The 16,483-nt window shown below is 67.2% G+C and carries 16 protein-coding genes and 3 tRNA genes; 4 read left to right on the forward strand and 15 right to left on the reverse strand.

Going from position 1 to position 16,483, the window contains the following annotated elements:
- From ASF43_RS16840 to trpE, 11 genes are all read right to left on the reverse strand, one after another.
- Positions 1–131: GTP-binding protein (locus tag ASF43_RS16840; protein ID WP_235578280.1), on the reverse strand; the 131-nt coding region annotated here is incomplete at its 3' end.
- A gap of 73 nt (positions 132–204) precedes the next feature.
- Positions 205–279, reverse strand: a tRNA-Thr gene (locus ASF43_RS16845).
- Positions 280–363: 84 nt separating this feature from the next.
- Positions 364–437, reverse strand: a tRNA-Gly gene (locus tag ASF43_RS16850).
- A gap of 87 nt (positions 438–524) precedes the next feature.
- A tRNA-Tyr gene (locus ASF43_RS16855) sits at positions 525–610 on the reverse strand.
- A gap of 42 nt (positions 611–652) precedes the next feature.
- Positions 653–1,360: a uracil-DNA glycosylase gene (locus ASF43_RS16860; protein ID WP_056183541.1), complete on the reverse strand. Its 708-nt coding sequence runs from the start codon at positions 1,358–1,360 to the stop codon at positions 653–655.
- Positions 1,357–2,151, reverse strand: coding sequence for an indole-3-glycerol phosphate synthase TrpC (gene trpC, locus ASF43_RS16865; RefSeq protein ID WP_056183566.1), 795 nt, complete (start codon positions 2,149–2,151; stop codon positions 1,357–1,359). Before trpC ends, ASF43_RS16860 begins: the two co-directional genes overlap by 4 nt.
- An 8-nt stretch (positions 2,152–2,159) precedes the next feature.
- Positions 2,160–3,188 carry an anthranilate phosphoribosyltransferase gene (gene trpD, locus ASF43_RS16870; protein ID WP_056183543.1) on the reverse strand — a complete coding sequence of 343 codons (1,029 nt, stop codon included), beginning with the start codon at positions 3,186–3,188 and terminating at the stop codon, positions 2,160–2,162.
- A 21-nt stretch (positions 3,189–3,209) separates the two neighbouring features.
- Positions 3,210–3,872 (reverse strand): LysE family translocator, encoded by a 663-nt coding sequence (locus tag ASF43_RS16875; RefSeq protein ID WP_056183545.1) that lies wholly within the window; start codon positions 3,870–3,872, stop codon positions 3,210–3,212.
- A gap of 10 nt (positions 3,873–3,882) precedes the next feature.
- Positions 3,883–4,911: a low-specificity L-threonine aldolase gene (ltaE, locus tag ASF43_RS16880; RefSeq protein WP_056183547.1), complete on the reverse strand. Its 1,029-nt coding sequence runs from the start codon at positions 4,909–4,911 to the stop codon at positions 3,883–3,885.
- On the reverse strand, positions 4,911–5,486 hold the full coding sequence (locus ASF43_RS16885) for an aminodeoxychorismate/anthranilate synthase component II (protein WP_235578279.1): 576 nt from the start codon (positions 5,484–5,486) through the stop codon (positions 4,911–4,913). The genes ltaE and ASF43_RS16885 overlap by 1 nt, the downstream gene beginning before the upstream one ends.
- Before the next feature lie 5 nt (positions 5,487–5,491).
- A complete protein-coding gene (trpE, locus tag ASF43_RS16890; RefSeq protein WP_056183550.1) occupies positions 5,492–6,994 on the reverse strand; it encodes an anthranilate synthase component I in 1,503 nt (500 codons plus the stop codon).
- A 342-nt stretch (positions 6,995–7,336) separates the two neighbouring features.
- Between trpE and ASF43_RS16895 the strand changes: the two genes are divergently transcribed.
- Positions 7,337–8,296 carry a chemotaxis protein gene (locus ASF43_RS16895; RefSeq protein WP_056183552.1) on the forward strand — a complete coding sequence of 320 codons (960 nt, stop codon included), beginning with the start codon at positions 7,337–7,339 and terminating at the stop codon, positions 8,294–8,296.
- 6 nt (positions 8,297–8,302) lie between these two features.
- Here the strand turns inward: ASF43_RS16895 and ASF43_RS16900 are convergent, their stop codons facing one another.
- The 3 genes from ASF43_RS16900 to ASF43_RS16910 form a co-directional block, all read right to left on the reverse strand.
- Positions 8,303–10,486 (reverse strand): catalase, encoded by a 2,184-nt coding sequence (locus tag ASF43_RS16900; RefSeq protein WP_056183554.1) that lies wholly within the window; start codon positions 10,484–10,486, stop codon positions 8,303–8,305.
- Positions 10,487–10,701: 215 nt separating this feature from the next.
- Positions 10,702–11,397 carry a phosphoglycolate phosphatase gene (gph, locus tag ASF43_RS16905; RefSeq protein WP_255358123.1) on the reverse strand — a complete coding sequence of 232 codons (696 nt, stop codon included), beginning with the start codon at positions 11,395–11,397 and terminating at the stop codon, positions 10,702–10,704.
- Between the two features lie 76 nt (positions 11,398–11,473).
- Positions 11,474–12,100, reverse strand: coding sequence for a hypothetical protein (locus tag ASF43_RS16910; RefSeq protein WP_056183557.1), 627 nt, complete (start codon positions 12,098–12,100; stop codon positions 11,474–11,476).
- A gap of 138 nt (positions 12,101–12,238) precedes the next feature.
- On the opposite strand from ASF43_RS16910, the gene ASF43_RS16915 reads away from it, so the two are divergent.
- Positions 12,239–13,630 (forward strand): lipopolysaccharide biosynthesis protein, encoded by a 1,392-nt coding sequence (locus ASF43_RS16915; RefSeq protein WP_156373359.1) that lies wholly within the window; start codon positions 12,239–12,241, stop codon positions 13,628–13,630.
- Here the strand turns inward: ASF43_RS16915 and ASF43_RS16920 are convergent.
- Positions 13,605–14,450, reverse strand: a complete 846-nt coding sequence (locus ASF43_RS16920) for a hypothetical protein (RefSeq protein ID WP_156373360.1) — start codon at positions 14,448–14,450, stop codon at positions 13,605–13,607. The genes ASF43_RS16915 and ASF43_RS16920 overlap by 26 nt on opposite strands.
- 252 nt (positions 14,451–14,702) lie before the next feature.
- On the opposite strand from ASF43_RS16920, the gene ASF43_RS16925 reads away from it, so the two are divergent.
- The gene (locus tag ASF43_RS16925) at positions 14,703–15,755 is read left to right on the forward strand and encodes a polysaccharide biosynthesis/export family protein (protein WP_162241819.1); all 1,053 of its coding nucleotides are present in this window, start codon (positions 14,703–14,705) and stop codon (positions 15,753–15,755) included.
- Positions 15,752–16,393 (forward strand): Wzz/FepE/Etk N-terminal domain-containing protein, encoded by a 642-nt coding sequence (locus ASF43_RS16930; RefSeq protein ID WP_056183564.1) that lies wholly within the window; start codon positions 15,752–15,754, stop codon positions 16,391–16,393. Before ASF43_RS16925 ends, ASF43_RS16930 begins: the two co-directional genes overlap by 4 nt.
- The last annotated feature ends 90 nt before the right edge of the window (positions 16,394–16,483 follow it).

Raw genomic sequence — 16,483 nt, forward strand, 5'->3', positions numbered from 1 at the left:
GCCGAGCCGCCGAACTTGGCTGCCAGCACGGTGGTGATGGCCGCCGTCAGCGTGGTCTTGCCGTGGTCCACGTGACCGATGGTGCCAACGTTCACGTGCGGCTTGGTCCGTGCGAATTTCTCTTTTGCCATTTTTTCGACTCCGAAAAAGATACCTAACAACCAACCAGGAAGCCCGCCGCGCTGATCGCGCATGCCAGGAACTTGGTGCCCTTTGCGGGAATCGGACCCGCGACCTCTCCCTTACCAAGGGAGTGCTCTACCACTGAGCCAAAAGGGCGCTTTAACCATCACAACGTGGCACGAACCGGACGCCCGGCAGCGCCGCACCACGCTCAAACCCATCCATCGATCGCATCGCTCCTGGAGCGGGAGACGGGAATCGAACCCGCGTCATTAGCTTGGAAGGCTAGGGTTCTACCATTGAACTACTCCCGCATCGACCGCCAACCCCGAGGGCCGGCGGCAACGCGTTGCTCTCAACGCCGCCCGAAACTCGATCGATCTGACAAGCTCATATACCACTGGTGGAGAGGGCTGGATTCGAACCAGCGTACTCGTAAGAGGGCAGATTTACAGTCTGCTGCCATTAACCACTCGGCCACCTCTCCAGCGAACCCGGGACTATAGCATAGCTTTGTGGCACGAAGCCATCAAATGGCGGCCGGCAGCCGCCAGTCCAGGTCCTGGCCCTGCCCTGCCAACCAGCGCTGTGCTTGGCCGAAGTGGCCGCAGCCGATGAAAGGCACGGGTGGGCGCAGCGCCGCCAGCGGCGACGGATGGTTGGCCTGCAGCACCAGCGCCTGCCGGCCCTGGTCCTGGGCCGTGCGCGCGATCAGCGGTGCCTTGGCCTGCGCGTGGGCGCCCCACAGCAGGTAGGCGCAGGGCGAGGCATGGGCGGCGACATGCGCGATCAGGGCGTCGGTCAGGCTTTCCCAGCCTTGTTTGGCGTGGCTGGCGGGCCGGCCCTCCTCCACCGTGAGGCTGGTGTTGAGCAGCAGCACGCCGCGCTCGGCCCAGGGCAGCAGCGAGCCACTGGCCGGCAGCGGCTGGCCCAGGTCGCGCTGCAGCTCCTTGAAGATGTTGCGCAGCGAGGGCGGCGGGCGCACGCCCGGCGCGACGGAGAACGCCAGCCCTTCGGCCTGGCCGGTGCCGTGGTACGGGTCCTGCCCCAGGATCACGGCGCGCACCGCGTGCAGCGGCGTGAGCCTCAGCGCGCGCAGGGGCTCGGGCGGGTAGATGGTGGCGCCTGCCGCATGCCGCGCAACCAGCAAGGCCTGCAGCTTCTGCCCGACGGCGCCGGCCAGGAAGCCATCGACGACCGGCTTCCAGTCGTCCGCGACCGGGCCCAGAGCCGTCATGCGCCGAACAACTCAGCCAGCGCCTCGCCCGGCTCGGGCGCGCGCATGAAGGCCTCGCCGACCAGGAACGCGTGCACGTCGGCATCGCGCATGCGTCGCACGTCGGCGCTGGCCAGAATGCCGCTCTCGGTCACCAGGATGCGGTCCGCCGGCACGCTCTTGCGCAGGCCCAGCGTGGTCTGCAGCGACACCTCGAAGGTCCGCAGGTTGCGGTTGTTGATGCCGACCAGCGGTGTCTTGAGCTTGAGCGCGCGCTCCAGCTCGGCGGCATCGTGCACCTCGACCAGCACCGCCATGTCGAGCTGGCGCGCGATGGCCTCGAACTCGGCCATCTGCGCGTCGTCCAGGATGGCGGCGATCAGCAGCACGGCATCGGCGCCCATCACGCGCGACTCGTAGATCTGGTACGCATCGACCATGAAGTCCTTGCGCAGCACCGGTAGCTGGCAGGACGCGCGCGCCTGCTTCAGGTAGTCCACGCTGCCCTGGAAGAACTGCTTGTCCGTCAGCACCGACAGGCAGGCCGCGCCGAACTCAGCATAGCTCTGCGCAATGTCGGCCGGGATGAAATCGGGGCGCAGCACCCCCTTGGACGGACTGGCCTTCTTGATCTCGGCGATCACGGCGGGCTGGCCGGCGGTAATCTTGGCGCGCATGGCGCCCAGGAAGTCGCGCGTCAGCACACGCGACTCGGCGTCTTCGCGCACCTCGGCCAGGGGCTTGCGCTTGCGTGCTGCCGCCACTTCCTCGTGCTTGACGCCAGCGATCTTCTTCAGGATGTCTTCGGACATGCCGGTGCTCACTTGGCGAAGGATTGGGTCAGGGCGACGAACTTCGTCAGGCTGGCCTTGGCGGCACCGGCGTCGACGGCCTGGCGCGCGGCGGCGATGCCGTCTTCGATGGAGGCCGACACGTTGGCGGCATACAGCGCCGCGCCAGCGTTCAGCAGCACGATGTCGCGCGCTGCGCCGGGCTGGCCGTCCAGCACGCCGACCAGCATGGCCTGCGACTGCTCGGGCGTCTCCACGCGCAAGGCTCGGTTGCTGACCATGGCCAAGCCGAAGTCCTCGGGATGGATCTCGTACTCGCGCACTTCGCCGTCCTTGAGCTCGCCGACCAGCGTGGCCGCGCCCAGGCTGACCTCGTCCATGCCGTCCTTGCCGTAAACCACCAGCGCATGCTCGGCGCCCAGGCGCTGCAGCGCGCGCACCTGGATGCCGACCAGGTCGGGGTGGAACACGCCCATCAGGATGTTGGGCGCCGAGGCCGGGTTCGTCAGCGGTCCCAGGATGTTGAAGATGGTGCGCACGCCCAGTTCCTTGCGCACGGGCGCCACGTTCTTCATGGCCGGGTGGTGGTTGGGCGCGAACATGAAGCCGATGCCGACCTCTTCGATGCAGCGCGCGATCTGCTCGGGCGCGAGCTGGATGTTGATGCCCAGCGCCTCCAGCACATCGGCGCTGCCGGACTTGCTGGACACGCTGCGCCCGCCATGCTTGCTGACCTTGGCGCCGGCCGCCGCCGCGACGAACATCGAGCAGGTCGAGATGTTGAAGGTGTGCGAGCCATCGCCGCCGGTGCCGACGATGTCGACCAGGTACCGCGTGTCGGCCACGTGGACCTTGGTGGAGAACTCGCGCATGACCTGGGCCGCGGCGGTGATCTCGCCAATGGTTTCCTTCTTCACGCGCAGGCCGGTGATCAGCGCAGCCATCATGACGGGCGAGCATTCGCCGCGCATGATCAGGCGCACGATGTGCAGCATCTCGTCGTGGAAGATCTCGCGGTGCTCGATCGCGCGTTGCAGCGCTTCCTGGGGGGTGATCATTCAGGTCTCCTTGTGGGGAATTCAGGGGCGGGCCGTCGGCCCGTCGGTCAACGCGAGCCGCAGCCCGAAGCCGATGAACAGCACGCCGGCTGCGCGGTCCAGCCCCTGCATGCCGCGCTGCACGGCGCCCACGCGGCGCGCCATCCAGGCCGCGGCCAGCGCCCAGCCGATGTTGACGGGGATGGCGTTCAGGTTGAACAGCACGCCCAGCAGCACGAACACCAGCGCTGTGTCACCGGTGCCCGGTGCGATGAACTGCGGCACGAAGGCCAGGAAGAACAGCGCGACCTTGGGGTTCAGCACATTGGTCCAGAAGCCGCCGACAAACACGCGGCGCAGGTCGCCCGACTCTTCATTTCCAACTCGCTCGGCCGCCTGCGCCAGCCGGCTGCCACCCAAACGCGCGAACAGCAGCCGCAGCCCGGTGTAGAGCAGGTAGGCCGCGCCCAGCCACTTCAGCACGTTGAACGCGGCAGCGGATGCGGCCAGCAAGGCGCCCACTCCGATGGCCGCTGCGGCGATGTGCACGAAGCAACCGGCCGTGATGCCCAAGCCGGCCACGATGCCGGCGCGCCCGCCGCTGCGCAAGGCATGGCTCACGATGTAGAGCACGTCCGGCCCCGGCGTCAGGTTCAGCAGCCAGCCGACCGCGATGAACAGCAGCAGTTGGTGGAGTTCGGGCATGGCCTCGGCCTCAGGCGAAGTACTCGCGCACGGCCGCGACGGCCCGGTCCACTCCGGCCGCGTCCACGTCCAGGTGCGTCACGAAGCGCAGCTGGTACAGGCCAGTGGCCAGGATGCCGCGCTCGGCCAGCCAGGGCAGCAAGCCGGCACTGCGTTCGCGCGCCGCGCCCGTCAGTTGCGCGAACACGATGTTGCTGTGCGGCGCCTGTGGCACCACGCCGGGAATGCCGGCCAGTCCGTCCGCCAGGCGACGCGCCAGCGCGTGGTCGTCGGCCAGCCGCGTCACATGGTGGTCCAGCGCGTGGTGCGCCGCGGCGGCCAGCAGGCCGGCCTGGCGCATGCCGCCCCCGGCCATCTTGCGGATGCGGTGCGCGCGGGCGATGAACTCTCGCGAGCCGCACAGGGCCGAGCCGATGGGCGCGCCCAGGCCCTTGCTGAAGCAGACCGAGACGCTGTCGAAGCACCGGGCGATGCGTTTCGCTTCGGCGTACGGATCGGAACCCTGCGCGGTGGCGGCGTTGAACAGCCGCGCGCCATCCAGGTGCCGGGCCAGGCCCTTGTCGGCGGCCAGCTTGGTTGCGGCCTGCACGTAGTCGAACGGCAGCAGCTGCCCACCCAGCGTGTTCTCCAGCGCCAGCAGTCGCGTACGCGCGAAGTGCGCGTCGTCGGGCTTGATGGCGGCCTCGATGTCGGCCAGCGGCAACGTGCCGTCCGCCGCGTGGGCGATCGGCTGCGGCTGCACGCTGCCCAGCACGGCAGCGCCGCCGGCCTCCCAGCGGTAGCAGTGCTGCATCTGGCCCACGATGTATTCGTCGCCGCGTTGGCAATGCGCGAGGATGGCGCACAGGTTGCTCTGCGTGCCGCTGGGCACGAACAGTGCGGCCTCGAAGCCCAGCAGGCCGGCGATGCGTTCCTGCAGCGCGCGCACGCTGGGGTCGTCGCCGAACACGTCGTCGCCGAGCGGCGCGGCCAGCATGGCTTCACGCATGGCCTGCGTAGGACGCGTGACCGTGTCGCTGCGCAGGTCGACGACCGCCATCACTTCTGCTCCAGGAAGTTGCGCAGCATCGCGTGCCCATGCTCGGTCAGGATGGACTCGGGGTGGAACTGCACGCCCTGGATCGGCAGCTCCTTGTGCCGCACGCCCATGATCTCGCCGTCGTCGGTGCGCGCGGTCACGGCCAGCACCGCCGGGCAGTTGCCCGGCTCGATGGCCAGCGAGTGGTAGCGGTTGACCGTGAACTGCTCGGGCAGGTCGGCGAACACGCCCTCGCGCGTGGTCGTGATCACGCTGGTCTTGCCGTGCATGAGCTGCTGCGCGCGCACGATCTTGCCGCCGAAGGCCGCGCCGATGCTCTGGTGGCCCAGGCACACGCCCAGGATGGGCAGCTTGCCCGCGAAGTGCCGGATCGCCTCGACCGAGATGCCGGCCTCGGCCGGCGAGCAGGGGCCGGGCGAGACCACCAGCAGGTCGGGCTGGCGCGCCGCCACGCCGGCCACGTCGATCTCGTCGTTGCGGAAGACCTCGACATCCGCCCCCAACTCGCCGAAGTACTGCACCAGGTTGAAGGTGAAGCTGTCGTAGTTGTCGATCATCAAGAGTTTCTGCGCCATGACGATTACTCCAGACCTTCTTCGACCAATTCAGCAGCACGCAACAAGGCCCGCGCCTTGGCCTCCGTCTCCTTCCATTCCAGCTCGGGCACGGAGTCGGCGACCACACCCGCCGCCGCCTGCACATGTAGCGTCTGGTCCTTGATCACACCGGTGCGGATGGCAATGGCCACGTCCATGTCGCCCGCGTAGCTGATGTAGCCGCAGGCGCCGCCGTACAGGCCGCGCTTGGTCGGCTCCAGCTTGTCGATGAGTTCCATGGCATGCACCTTGGGCGCCCCCGTCAGCGTGCCGGCCGGGAAGGTGGCCTTCAGCACGTCGATGGCCGTCATGCCGTCTTTCAACAGGCCCTCGACGTTGCTGACGATGTGCATCACGTGGCTGTAGCGCTCCACCGCGAAAGCCTCGGTCACCTTGACGGTGCCGGTCTTGGCGATACGGCCGATGTCGTTACGCGCCAGGTCGATCAGCATCACGTGCTCGGCGCGCTCCTTGGGGTCGTTGACGAGCTCGACCTCGGCCGCCTTGTCCTGCTCGACCGAGGCGCCGCGCGGCCGCGTGCCGGCCAGCGGGCGGATGGTGATCTTTTGCTCGCCGTTGCCGACGTTCTCCTGGCGCACCAGGATCTCGGGCGAGGCGCCCACGACATGGTGGTCGCCCATGTCGTAGTAGTACATGTAGGGGCTGGGGTTCAGTGAACGCAGCGCGCGGTACAGGGACAGCGGCGACTCGGTGTAGCGCTTGCTGATGCGCTGGCCCACCTGCACCTGCATGAAGTCGCCCGCGGCGATCATCTCCTTGGCGCTTTCCACGGCGGCGATGTAGGCCGCCTTGGCGAACGGCCGCTCGGCCGGGTGCGCCTGCGTGGCCTTCACTTGCGGCGCGCTGACCGAGTAGCGCAGCTTGTCCTTGAGCTCGCGCAGCCGGCGCTTGGCGTTGGCATAGGCCTCGGGCTGCTTGGGGTCCGCATAGACGATGAGGTAGAGCTTGCCCGACAGGTTGTCGATGACGGCCAGCTCCTCGCACTGCAGCAGCAGGATGTCGGGGCAGCCCAGCTCGTCCGGTGGGCAACTGTTTTCCAGCTTCTTCTCGATGTAACGCACGGCGTCGTAGCCGAAGTAGCCGGCCAGCCCGCCGCAAAAGCGCGGCAGGCCGGGCCGCAGCGCGACTTTGAAGCGCTTCTGGTAGGTCTCGATGAAGTCCAGCGGGTTGCCCTCGGCGGTCTCCACGACCTGGCCGTCGGTCACCACCTCGGTGCGCGCGTTGGCGCCGAAGCCGCTGGCCCGCAGCAGCGTGCGCGCCGGCAGGCCGATGAAGCTGTAACGGCCGAAGCGCTCGCCGCCGACGACGGATTCGAGCAGAAAGCTCAGCTTGCCGCCGCCCTGCGAATGCGCGAGCTTGAGGTACAGCGAGAGCGGGGTTTCCAGATCGGCGAAGGCCTCGACGATCATGGGGATGCGGTTGTAGCCGTCCTTGGACAGGCTCTTGAATTCGAGTTCAGTGATCACAGCGTGCTTTCGAAGATGGCGCCGGGTGTCTTGTTACCCTGGCGGCAGCGCGGGGCTGCCTTCGTTCCAACCTGCCCTGGCCGCGATGACATGCGGAAGGGCGCGAGCGCACGGCGAGGGCCGTGCTTCAGGTGCGGCTTGTCGTTGGCTTACGCCAGGGCCAGGCTCCTCGGCCTGCGCCTGATGTCGTGGTGCTGTGAGCGGACATGGGCGGCGAGTGTAGCAAACAGGTTTGCCGTTCAGCGCCGCACAGCGACCAGTCGGCCCATGCCGGTTGACCGGCCAGGCCGCCAGCGCCCACAATTGTTTCATCCCAGAAACGGGTTCAACAGGATATTCGCTATGAGCACCGTACAAAAAGAGGTCGACGAGCGCACCAACCTCACCACCAGCAACAAGTTCGAGCTATTGCTGTTCCGCCTTGGCGTGACGCCGAACTCCGAACACCGCGAGCTGTTCGGCATCAACGTGTTCAAGGTGCGCGAGATCATGGTCATGCCCACCGTGACGGCGGTGGCGAACTCCACGGCCCACATGATGGGCGTGACCAACATCCGCGGCCAGGTGATCCCGGTCATCAACCTGCCGGCCGCGGTGGGCTGCGTGCCCAAGACCGGGCTGAACATCCTGCTGGTCACCGAGTACGCGCGCACCACCCAGGCCTTCGCGGTCGAGGAGGTGGACGAGATCGTGCGGCTGGACTGGAACCAGGTGCTGTCGGCCGAGGCCAGCACCTCGGCTGGCGGCCTGATCACCAGCATCGCGCGGCTGGACGGCGACGTGCACAACACGCGGCTGGCCCAGGTGCTGGACGTGGAGCAGATCCTGCGCACGGTGATGCCGCCGAACGACCCGGAGATCACCAGCCAGAACATCGGCCCGCGTGTGACGCTGCCGCCCGGCACCGTCATCCTGGCAGCCGACGATTCGATGATTGCGCGCGCGCTGATCGAGCAAGGCCTGTCGGCGATGGGTGCGCCGTTCATCATGACCAAGTCGGGCCGCGAGGCCTGGGACCGCCTGCAGGAACTGGCTGGCAAGGCCGAGGCCGAGGGCAAGCCCGCCTCGGCCAAGGTGGCGCTGGTGCTGACCGACCTGGAGATGCCGGAGATGGACGGATTCACGCTCACGCGCAAGATCAAGCAGGACCCGCGGTTTCGCTCCATCCCGGTGGTGATCCATTCCTCGCTGTCGGGCACGACCAACGAGAGCCATGTGAAGTCCGTCGGCGCCGACGCTTATGTGGGCAAGTTCGTGGCCGAGGAGCTGGCGGACACCATCCGCCGCATGCTGCAGCGCTGAGCGCGTTCAGCCCGGGACCGCGTCCGCCAGCGGCCGGTCCCAATGCCGGTGGCGCGCAATGGCGTCGACGAAGGACTTGGCGGTAGCCTCCGCCGACTCGGGCGTGCCTGCGCCCAGGGTGACCCCCGGGTGCCGGGCCAGCGTCTGCACATCGGCCCCGGCGGCGATGTCCAGCAGCCGCAGCAGCACCGCGCCCTCGCCCAGCGCGCAGATGGCCTTGCCGTGCTTGTAGGCCTCCAGCACGAAATGCACGGCAGCCCCCAAGCCAGCCAACGCCTGGGCGCTGCGCTCGCCGCCTGCCACCAGCACCGCGTCGAACATCACCGAGGGCATGGCCGCCAGGGCATGGTCCACGGCAAACTGCCGGCCGGTGACCGTGGCCACCGAACCGAGCTGCGTGCTGACGACCACACAGCGCGCGCCTGCTTGCTCCAGTGCCTGCACGATGGGCTTGAGCCCTGGCGTCTCGACACCGTCGGCGACCAGCACGGCCACCCGGCGCGTGGCGATCGGGCGCGAGCCGTGCAGCGGCTCGGTGGTCATGCGCAGTGCGGCAGATTCCTCGATCGGCAGCTTGCCACGCACGTCGCGAAAGCCGGCGCGCCCGGCCGCCGCCTTGGGGTCGGGCGGCGCGATGCCCAGTGGGGCAGCGACCTTGCGGGCCAGCATCGGGTCCACATGGGCCAGGTTGTCGACCACGCGTTGCCGGATCGCCGGCATCTCCAGCTTGCCGAGCTCGAAGCGGAAGGCCGCGATGATGTGCTCCTTCTCGAACTGGCTCTGGCTGTGCCAGAACAGCGCTGCCTGCGAGAAGTGGTCGTCGAATGACGGGCTGCGCCGGCGGATGCGCGGCGACTCGATGGCCGTCTGCACCTCCTGGAAGCCCTGGGAGCCGCCGTCGACGCGAAACTCCGTATCGCCGCCGCCCAGCGTGTTGGGCTCGTAGGCCGTGCGGCCACGGTTCACCGTCTGGCGGTGCATGCCGTCGCGCTGGAAGTTGTGGAACGGGCAGACGGCGCGGTTGATCGGCAGCTCGTGGAAGTTCGCACCCCCCAGACGCGAGATTTGCGTGTCGGTGTACGAGAACAGCCGGCCTTGCAGCAGCGGATCGTTCGAGAAGTCGATGCCGGGCACGATGTGGCCGGGGTGGAAGGCCACCTGTTCTGTTTCGGCGAAGAAGTTGTCGGGGTTGCGGTCGAGCACGAGCCGGCCGACGCGCTGCACCGGCACCATCTCCTCGGGAATCAACTTGGTCGGGTCCAGGATGTCGAAGCCCAGCGCCTGCTGCTTGTCCTCGTCCAGGATCTGCAGGCCCAGCTCCCATTCCGGAAAGTCGCCGCGTTCGATGGATTCCCACAGGTCGCGCCGGTGAAAGTCCGGGTCCTTGCCGGCGATCTTCTGCGCTTCGTCCCAGGCCAGGCCATGCACGCCCAGCCTGGGCTTCCAATGGAACTTGACGAACACCGCGTCGCCGCGCGAATTGACGAGCCGAAAGGTGTGGACCCCGAAGCCTTCCATCATCCGGTAGCTGCGTGGAATGGCGCGGTCCGACATGGCCCACATCAGCATGTGGGTGGTCTCGGGCATCAGCGAAGCGAAGTCCCAGAACGTGTCGTGCGCGCTGGCGGCCTGCGGCATTTCGTGGTGCGGCTCGGGCTTGACCGCGTGGATGAGGTCCGGGAACTTCATCGCGTCCTGGATGAAGAACACCGGGATGTTGTTGCCCACCAGGTCATAGTTGCCCTCGGGCGTGTAGAACTTGACGGCGAACCCGCGTACGTCGCGCACGGTGTCTGCCGAGCCGCGCGCGCCTGCTACGGTGGAGAAACGCACGAACACCGGTGTCTTCACGTCCGGGTCCTGCAGGAAGGCGGCACGTGTGTAGGTCGCCTGGGACTTGTAGGCCTGGAAGTAGCCGTGCGCACCCGCGCCGCGCGCGTGGACCACGCGCTCCGGAATGCGCTCATGGTCGAAATGCGTGATCTTCTCGCGCAGGATGAAGTCTTCGAGCAGCGTGGGGCCACGCACGCCGGCCTTGAGCGAGTTGTGGTTGTCGGCCAGGCGCAGGCCCTGGTTGGTCGTCAACACCGGCGCATCGGTCGCGGTGTGGGCCAGCATCTGTTGCTGCTTGGCGCTCGCGGCGCCGTTGGTCTTGCTTTTGGCGTTTGTCGTCTCTTTACTGCGCGGCATGGCTCAAGCGTCCACGCAGCAGTCGATGGCTCGGCCGATGGCCAACAACGCCAAGGCGCCGATGCCGCCGGCAACCGTCCAAACGATGAATTCCATGGCCTGCCCCTGTGTGCTGATCGCGATGCAACAAGCCTAGGGCCCCGCCCTGCGCGGATGGGTAGCCAGCCGTGGTGGCGCACTGTGGGACGCGCCTGCGAGGCGCGGTAGGAAGCTGACTACAGCAGCGCGGCGACCTCGACCAGCGACTCGACCCAGCCGTCGGCATCGACGGCGCGCACGGGCTGGCCATGGTTGTAGCCGTAGGTGACCAGCACGACCGGGCAGCCGGCCGCGCGCGCGGCCTGCGCGTCATTGCTGGAGTCGCCGAGCATCAGCGTGCGTGCGGGCTCGGTGCCCAGCGCGGCGCAGGTCGCCAGCAGGGGCAGCGGGTCAGGCTTCTTGCGTGGGAACGCGTCGCCGCCGAAGACCTGCGAGAAGAACCCGTCCAGCCCCTTGAGCCGCAGCAGCTCCACCGCGAAGGCCGTGGGCTTGTTGGTCAGGCAGGCCAATGCCATGCCGCGCGCTCGCAGTGCATGCAGGCCGTCTGTCACACCGGGGTAGACCTGCGAATGCCGGCCGTTGACCAGTCTGTAGTGGTGCTGGTAGCTGTCCCATGCCGCGTCGTAGCGGGCCGGGTCTGCGCCCACGCGCGCCAGCACGCTGCGGATCAGGTGCTCCGAACCTTTGCCGACCATGTCGACCACCGCGGATGCCGGCAGAGACGGCAGCGCCAACGCTTGGAGCATGCGGTCCAGCGTGGCGCTGAAATCACCCAAGGTGTCGACCATGGTGCCGTCCAGGTCGACGATCGCTGCCTGCAGGCCAGCAGGCAGCGCACCCGACAGGGCGGCATGGCGTTCCGAATCGTTCAAGGGCACTCCACCAAAGGTGTTTCGACCAGGGGATTGTCCATCGTGCAGCGCGCCGTATGCCGCGAGCGGCGCGCCGTCAGGGGCGGAAGGATGCGACGCGCCCGACGAAGTACATCCACATGGCGGCGCCCATGAATTTCAGGCCCTCCTCCAGGATCTGCAGCTGCAGGTAGGCCGACGGCATCCAGGGCTGGGACAGGTCCACCAAGATGGACGATGCGAGCATGGCGCCGGCCAGCAGGAACGCCAGGCCATCGATCTCGGCGATGAGCCTGTAGTGGCGCACGAGGATGGCACCCGCGCACAGCGCGTACGCCAGATAGCAGATCCGCTGGCTGATGTAGCGGTCGTGGATCATGAAGAAGTCGTCCACAGCCAGCATGATGGACAGAAGACCCACCAGCACCACCAATTCCCTGCGCCGCGAGGTGGCCTGGAAGTCACCCGTGAGCCATGTAAACACACTGATGGCGGTGGCACTGACCCACAGCCAGGTGCCGATGTTGGACAAAAAGCCCAGGAAGCTCGATTCGTCCCTAGTTTGTGCCGGGTCGCGCAAGGAGTCCATGACCGAGAAGCCATGGGCCACCATGGTCGCCAGCGAGATGGCATAGAAAAACAAGGCGGGCAGTGCGACCACGAGAAAGCACAGACCGGCTTTTTTCCTGTCGAGTACGTGGTGGACGATGGACTTGATTGGCATTTTGTGTACTGAAAAGGGCGAATACCGGCCGCACCAGCTAAAAAGTGTGGTTTACATTTGTTCGCATGCAAACATGCGATAAACAAATATTGTATTCATCATCACGTTTTGTATCGGCGTGCAGAAGCTCCGGCAGTCTTGCTGCATCAGCACTTCACGTGGTGCAGGCTTGAGATCGATGCCCGACCCAACGGTCGATCAGGCCCATTGCGCTGTCGGCACGTGTGTCCGGGCGCGCCGAGCCACGCGCCGGGCCGGTCCAGCAGAGGATGCCGCGTGAGCAAGCCCGCATGGCGCACCACCATCGTCAACCTGGGCTGGGTGCTCGGCGACAAGGCGTTTGCCATGGTCGCGGGCTTGCTGGTCTTTGGGCTCATCGCACGCGCCTTCGGCCCGCAAGGGGCTGGCCACTTCTCTTATGCATTGGCGATGCTGCAGATCGCGCTGGGGCTGAGTTTGGTCTGTAGCGCCACGGCGGTGCTCCCGCGGCTGTGCAGCATGCAGGCGGCCATGGCGGGCGCACTGGCCAATATCTTCACCGTGCGCATGGCCGCCAGTCTGGTGTCATTGGTGGTGATGGCGATCTTTGCTGCCGCCACGGTCACCGACCCCATGCGTCGCAACGTGACACTGGTGATGTTGCTCGCCGTTCCGCTCATCGAGCCGTTCGCGATCATCGCGGCCTACTGGAACAGCCGTAACCACAACCGGCCGAATGTCGTTGCGCGCAGTACCGGCCTGCTGGTGCGGCTGATCGCGCTGGCAGCGGGCATGGCGCTCGGCGCCCCGCCCTGGCTGCTCGCCACCACCTGGGTGCTGGAGGCGGCACTCAACAGTGCCATCCAGTGGCACCAGCTGCGTCGGGCGTTGCCGGGTCGCCGCTTCGCGCGCTACGTGCGGCAGCGCCGCAGCATGGTGTACCTGCGCTTCGGGGCGCGCTTCATGGTCGGCTCCTGGCTGCACGTCCTGTACACGCGGCTGGACCGGCTGCTACTCGGCGAGCGCCTCAGCTCTGACAACTTCGGCCTGTACGCCGTCGCCATGCAATTGCTGGATGTCTGGGTGCAGGTGGCGTCCCTCGTCGCGTTGTCGATGTCGACCGCCTTCCTGTATCGGCTCATCCGCGAAGGCGCTGCCATGCGCGCGCTGCTGCTGGGTGCTGCGGCGATGGCCGCCATCGGGCTGCTGGGCGTCCTGGGGGCGTGGTGGCTGGGCCCCTGGATGCTGCGCATCGTGTTCGGTCCGCAATTCCTCGGGAGCCAGCCCTACCTCGTCGCGGCCATGGCGGTGGGCGTCCTGCTGTTCGTGAACCAGGTCGTCACGATCACGCTGGCCACCCTGAACCGGCCGGCCTTGATCGCCATGCTGTGGGGTGTCTCGGTGCTGGTCACTGCACTGGTGGTCGTACTCGGGGTCGATTCCGTCGGCGCCATGATCGGGCCGATCGCCATGGCCACCGGTCTGCTGACAGGGTGGCTCACGCTCATCGTCGTGCTGCTGTGCTTCAGGCCGCGTGCCGATGCGGCGTGAACGCGACCAGTCGCACCAACAGGATCCAGCTGGCGACGGCTGCAAAGTGCAGGGTGGCGGCCGCATCGCTGCGCACTGCCACAACGACGGCCACGGCCGCCACGGCGGCATGCCAGATGAAGCGGAACTGTGCCTCGCTAGCAAACGGCTGCGCCAGCCACTGCAGCCGGTAACGGGGCTTCCAGGCTGCGATGTAGGTGTTGGGTGCTGCGTACAGCAGCAACCACGCCGGCCAAGGTGGCAGGACGGGATCGGCTCCAGCACCCGCCCAGACGGGCACCACGAAGCGAAGGCCGTTGAGTACCAGGTAGATCACGATCGTCACGCGCCCGCGCCAGTGGTTGTAGAGCGCGAACACCGGCCACAAGGCCAGCCAGCCCAGCAGCACCATCGGCCGCAGGCTCCCCGCCGCTGCGGCCGCGCATCCCAGTACCGCTGCCCCCATGACGAAACGCGCAGCGGCAGCGCGGCCCAGGCGCTCGGCGTACCACATGCGCGGCGCCTGCGGCAGGCGGTGGGTGGGGTGCGTCTCGCGTGTCGTGACCAGCACGTCGTTGACCAGATACCCGACTTCGTAGGCCGCGTAAACGGCCAGCAGCATGCAAAACGCCACCGTCACCGCGACCGAGGCCGCAACGCCGTCGGAACGCCCCGCCACCGACAGCGCCAGAACGGGCACCACGAAGCCCGCGAGCCAGCCGAGCACCAGCCGGGCGCCGTGCAGTCGTGTTTGCAACAAATACAAGAACGGTAGCCACAGTGCCGCGCGCTGCGCGGTGGAAATGGAGGCTGAGGGAACGGTGTAACGGGCAATCTTCATGCAGGACTTCACGGTGGCCGCACAGCACGGGTGGCGCGCGCGGCAGGCTGGATTTTGCACGTGATGGATAATGCATACGTGAATACAGAACTTAAATTTGCGCTAGTTTCTGGATTCGCCCACATCGAACCGTCAAACTCTCTCTAGACGACCCCCCATGCCACACCATCGCACCGGCCTGTTCATCCAATGAGCAGGTCCTGGCACATGTCGCGCGCCCGCCTATGCGGGTGGTCACTTCTTCCTGCACTTTTGTATACGATCTCCGGTTGTTCGCACGCGCCAGGGATGCAAATGGACGCTGATTCCGATGCCGCGCGTACGCGCATCGAGTTTCGGGCCATCGACGAGCCGACCGTTGCAGCGCAGATGCGCCCGCAGACACCGCCAATTGACGCGTCCAATCCGAGTCAGTTCGCCACGGGCACCGGGGCGTACGAATACCTCATCGCACCCGGCGACGTCTTGCGCGTCACCGTCTGGGAACACCCGGAGCTCACCAATCCGAGCGGAACGGACGAGGAACTCTCGGGCCGCGTTGTCACAGCCGATGGCCGCGTCTACTTCCCATATGCGGGCCATGTGCAGGCAGCAGGCCGCACGGTGGAGCAGGTCCGATCGCAGATCGAACGCGGACTGTCGTCTGTCATTCGCGCGCCGAAAGTGGATGTGTCGGTGTTGCAGTACCGCGGCCAGCGCGTCTACGTGTCCGGCCAGGTCCGCTCGCCAGGCGTGCAGCCCGTGACTGATTTGCCGCCCGACCTGGCCGATGTGCTCGGGCGTGCCGGTGGCGTCACCGATGATGCCGACCTCAGCGCCGTGCTCGTGACGCGCGGCCAGGAGCGCGCGCGCGTCGACCTCGAAGCCATGTACTACCGCGGCGATCTGCGCGCCAATCTGCGCCTGCGCCACGGGGACGTCGTCAACGTGCCCGAGCGCCGCGCTGCGCGGGTCTATGTGGCCGGCGAAGTGCTGCGGCCGCAGCGCTTGCTCATGCCGCGCGGCGTGCTCACGCTGGCCGACGCACTGGCGGACGCCGGTGGACCCAATCCGGAATCGGCCAACCCGTCGCAGATCTACGTGATCCGTGACGAGCAACGGGGCCGCCCCGTGGTCTACCACCTGGACGCACGCTCGCCCGATGCCTTGATCCTCGCCGACCGGTTCCACCTGCAATCGCGCGACGTGGTCTACGTCGACACTGCGCCGGTCGTGCGCTGGGGCCGCCTTCTTTCCAATATCGTTCCTTCGGCCACGCTGTTGCGCGAGAGCTTGAACGACTCCACTAGGGGTTTGCCACGGTGAACACGCCAAACGCTCCGACCGAACGCCGCAGCACGCGCGCGAAGCCCGCCATCTTTCCAGTCAGTGACCTGCTCGGTGTGCATGCACTGTGGCGCACGCTGTGGCGCCACCGTGTTTACGCCGCCGTGGCCTTCATGACCATGCTGGTCGCCAGCCTGGCGTTTTTCTGGCTTGCCGCCACGGTGTGGAAGGCCGACACCTTGATCCAGTTCGAACCGCAAACGCGTGTGCCGACGCTGGTCGGCGCTGACGCGAACAAGGCCGACCGACCCAAGGAAGCGCCCTCGCTAGAAGGGCAGATGGAAGTGCTGCGCTCCCGGGCGCTGCTCTTGCCCGTCATCGCCGAAGTGGGAGCCGACGTCCAGCTGGGGGCGGCGAAGGCCTGGGGCTTCGTGCCGCTCGGCCACCGCCACGGCGTGGTCGTCGAGCGATTGGAGTTGCCCGCCGCGCTGCGAGGCCGCGCGCTCAACCTGGAAATTGCGGATGGCCGCTGGCGGCTGACCGACCCGAACGACGTGCTGCTGATCGAGGGACAGGTCGGTGCACCGGTTTCCACCCAGCTGGCCGGCGAACCCGCCATCGTGCATGTGGCAACGGCAGGCCCGCTGCCCATGCAATTGCCACTAACAGGCTGCTGAAATACCGAGGTCCCTGCCGCGTGTCCTGATCCGCAAGCGGTAGCGCGCAGGACAATGCGGCATGCGCGGATCCGACACCTTCACCGAAAG

The organism is Pseudorhodoferax sp. Leaf267, from assembly GCF_001422405.1.
Lineage (GTDB): Bacteria > Pseudomonadota > Gammaproteobacteria > Burkholderiales > Burkholderiaceae_C > Pseudorhodoferax.

Bases quoted from the DNA above. Each gene is read 5' to 3' on its own strand.
- trpC (WP_056183566.1), bottom strand. From the start codon at position 2,151: ATGTCCGAAGACATCCTGAAGAAGATCGCTGGCGTCAAGCACGAGGAA.
- ASF43_RS16895 (WP_056183552.1), top strand. From the start codon at position 7,337: ATGAGCACCGTACAAAAAGAGGTCGACGAGCGCACCAACCTCACCACC.
- trpD (WP_056183543.1), bottom strand. From the start codon at position 3,188: ATGATCACCCCCCAGGAAGCGCTGCAACGCGCGATCGAGCACCGCGAG.
- ASF43_RS16860 (WP_056183541.1), bottom strand. From the start codon at position 1,360: ATGACGGCTCTGGGCCCGGTCGCGGACGACTGGAAGCCGGTCGTCGAT.
- ASF43_RS16910 (WP_056183557.1), bottom strand. From the start codon at position 12,100: ATGCCAATCAAGTCCATCGTCCACCACGTACTCGACAGGAAAAAAGCC.
- ASF43_RS16875 (WP_056183545.1), bottom strand. From the start codon at position 3,872: ATGCCCGAACTCCACCAACTGCTGCTGTTCATCGCGGTCGGCTGGCTG.
- ASF43_RS16900 (WP_056183554.1), bottom strand. From the start codon at position 10,486: ATGCCGCGCAGTAAAGAGACGACAAACGCCAAAAGCAAGACCAACGGC.
- ltaE (WP_056183547.1), bottom strand. From the start codon at position 4,911: ATGGCGGTCGTCGACCTGCGCAGCGACACGGTCACGCGTCCTACGCAG.
- ASF43_RS16920 (WP_156373360.1), bottom strand. From the start codon at position 14,450: ATGAAGATTGCCCGTTACACCGTTCCCTCAGCCTCCATTTCCACCGCG.
- ASF43_RS16885 (WP_235578279.1), bottom strand. From the start codon at position 5,486: ATGGCGCAGAAACTCTTGATGATCGACAACTACGACAGCTTCACCTTC.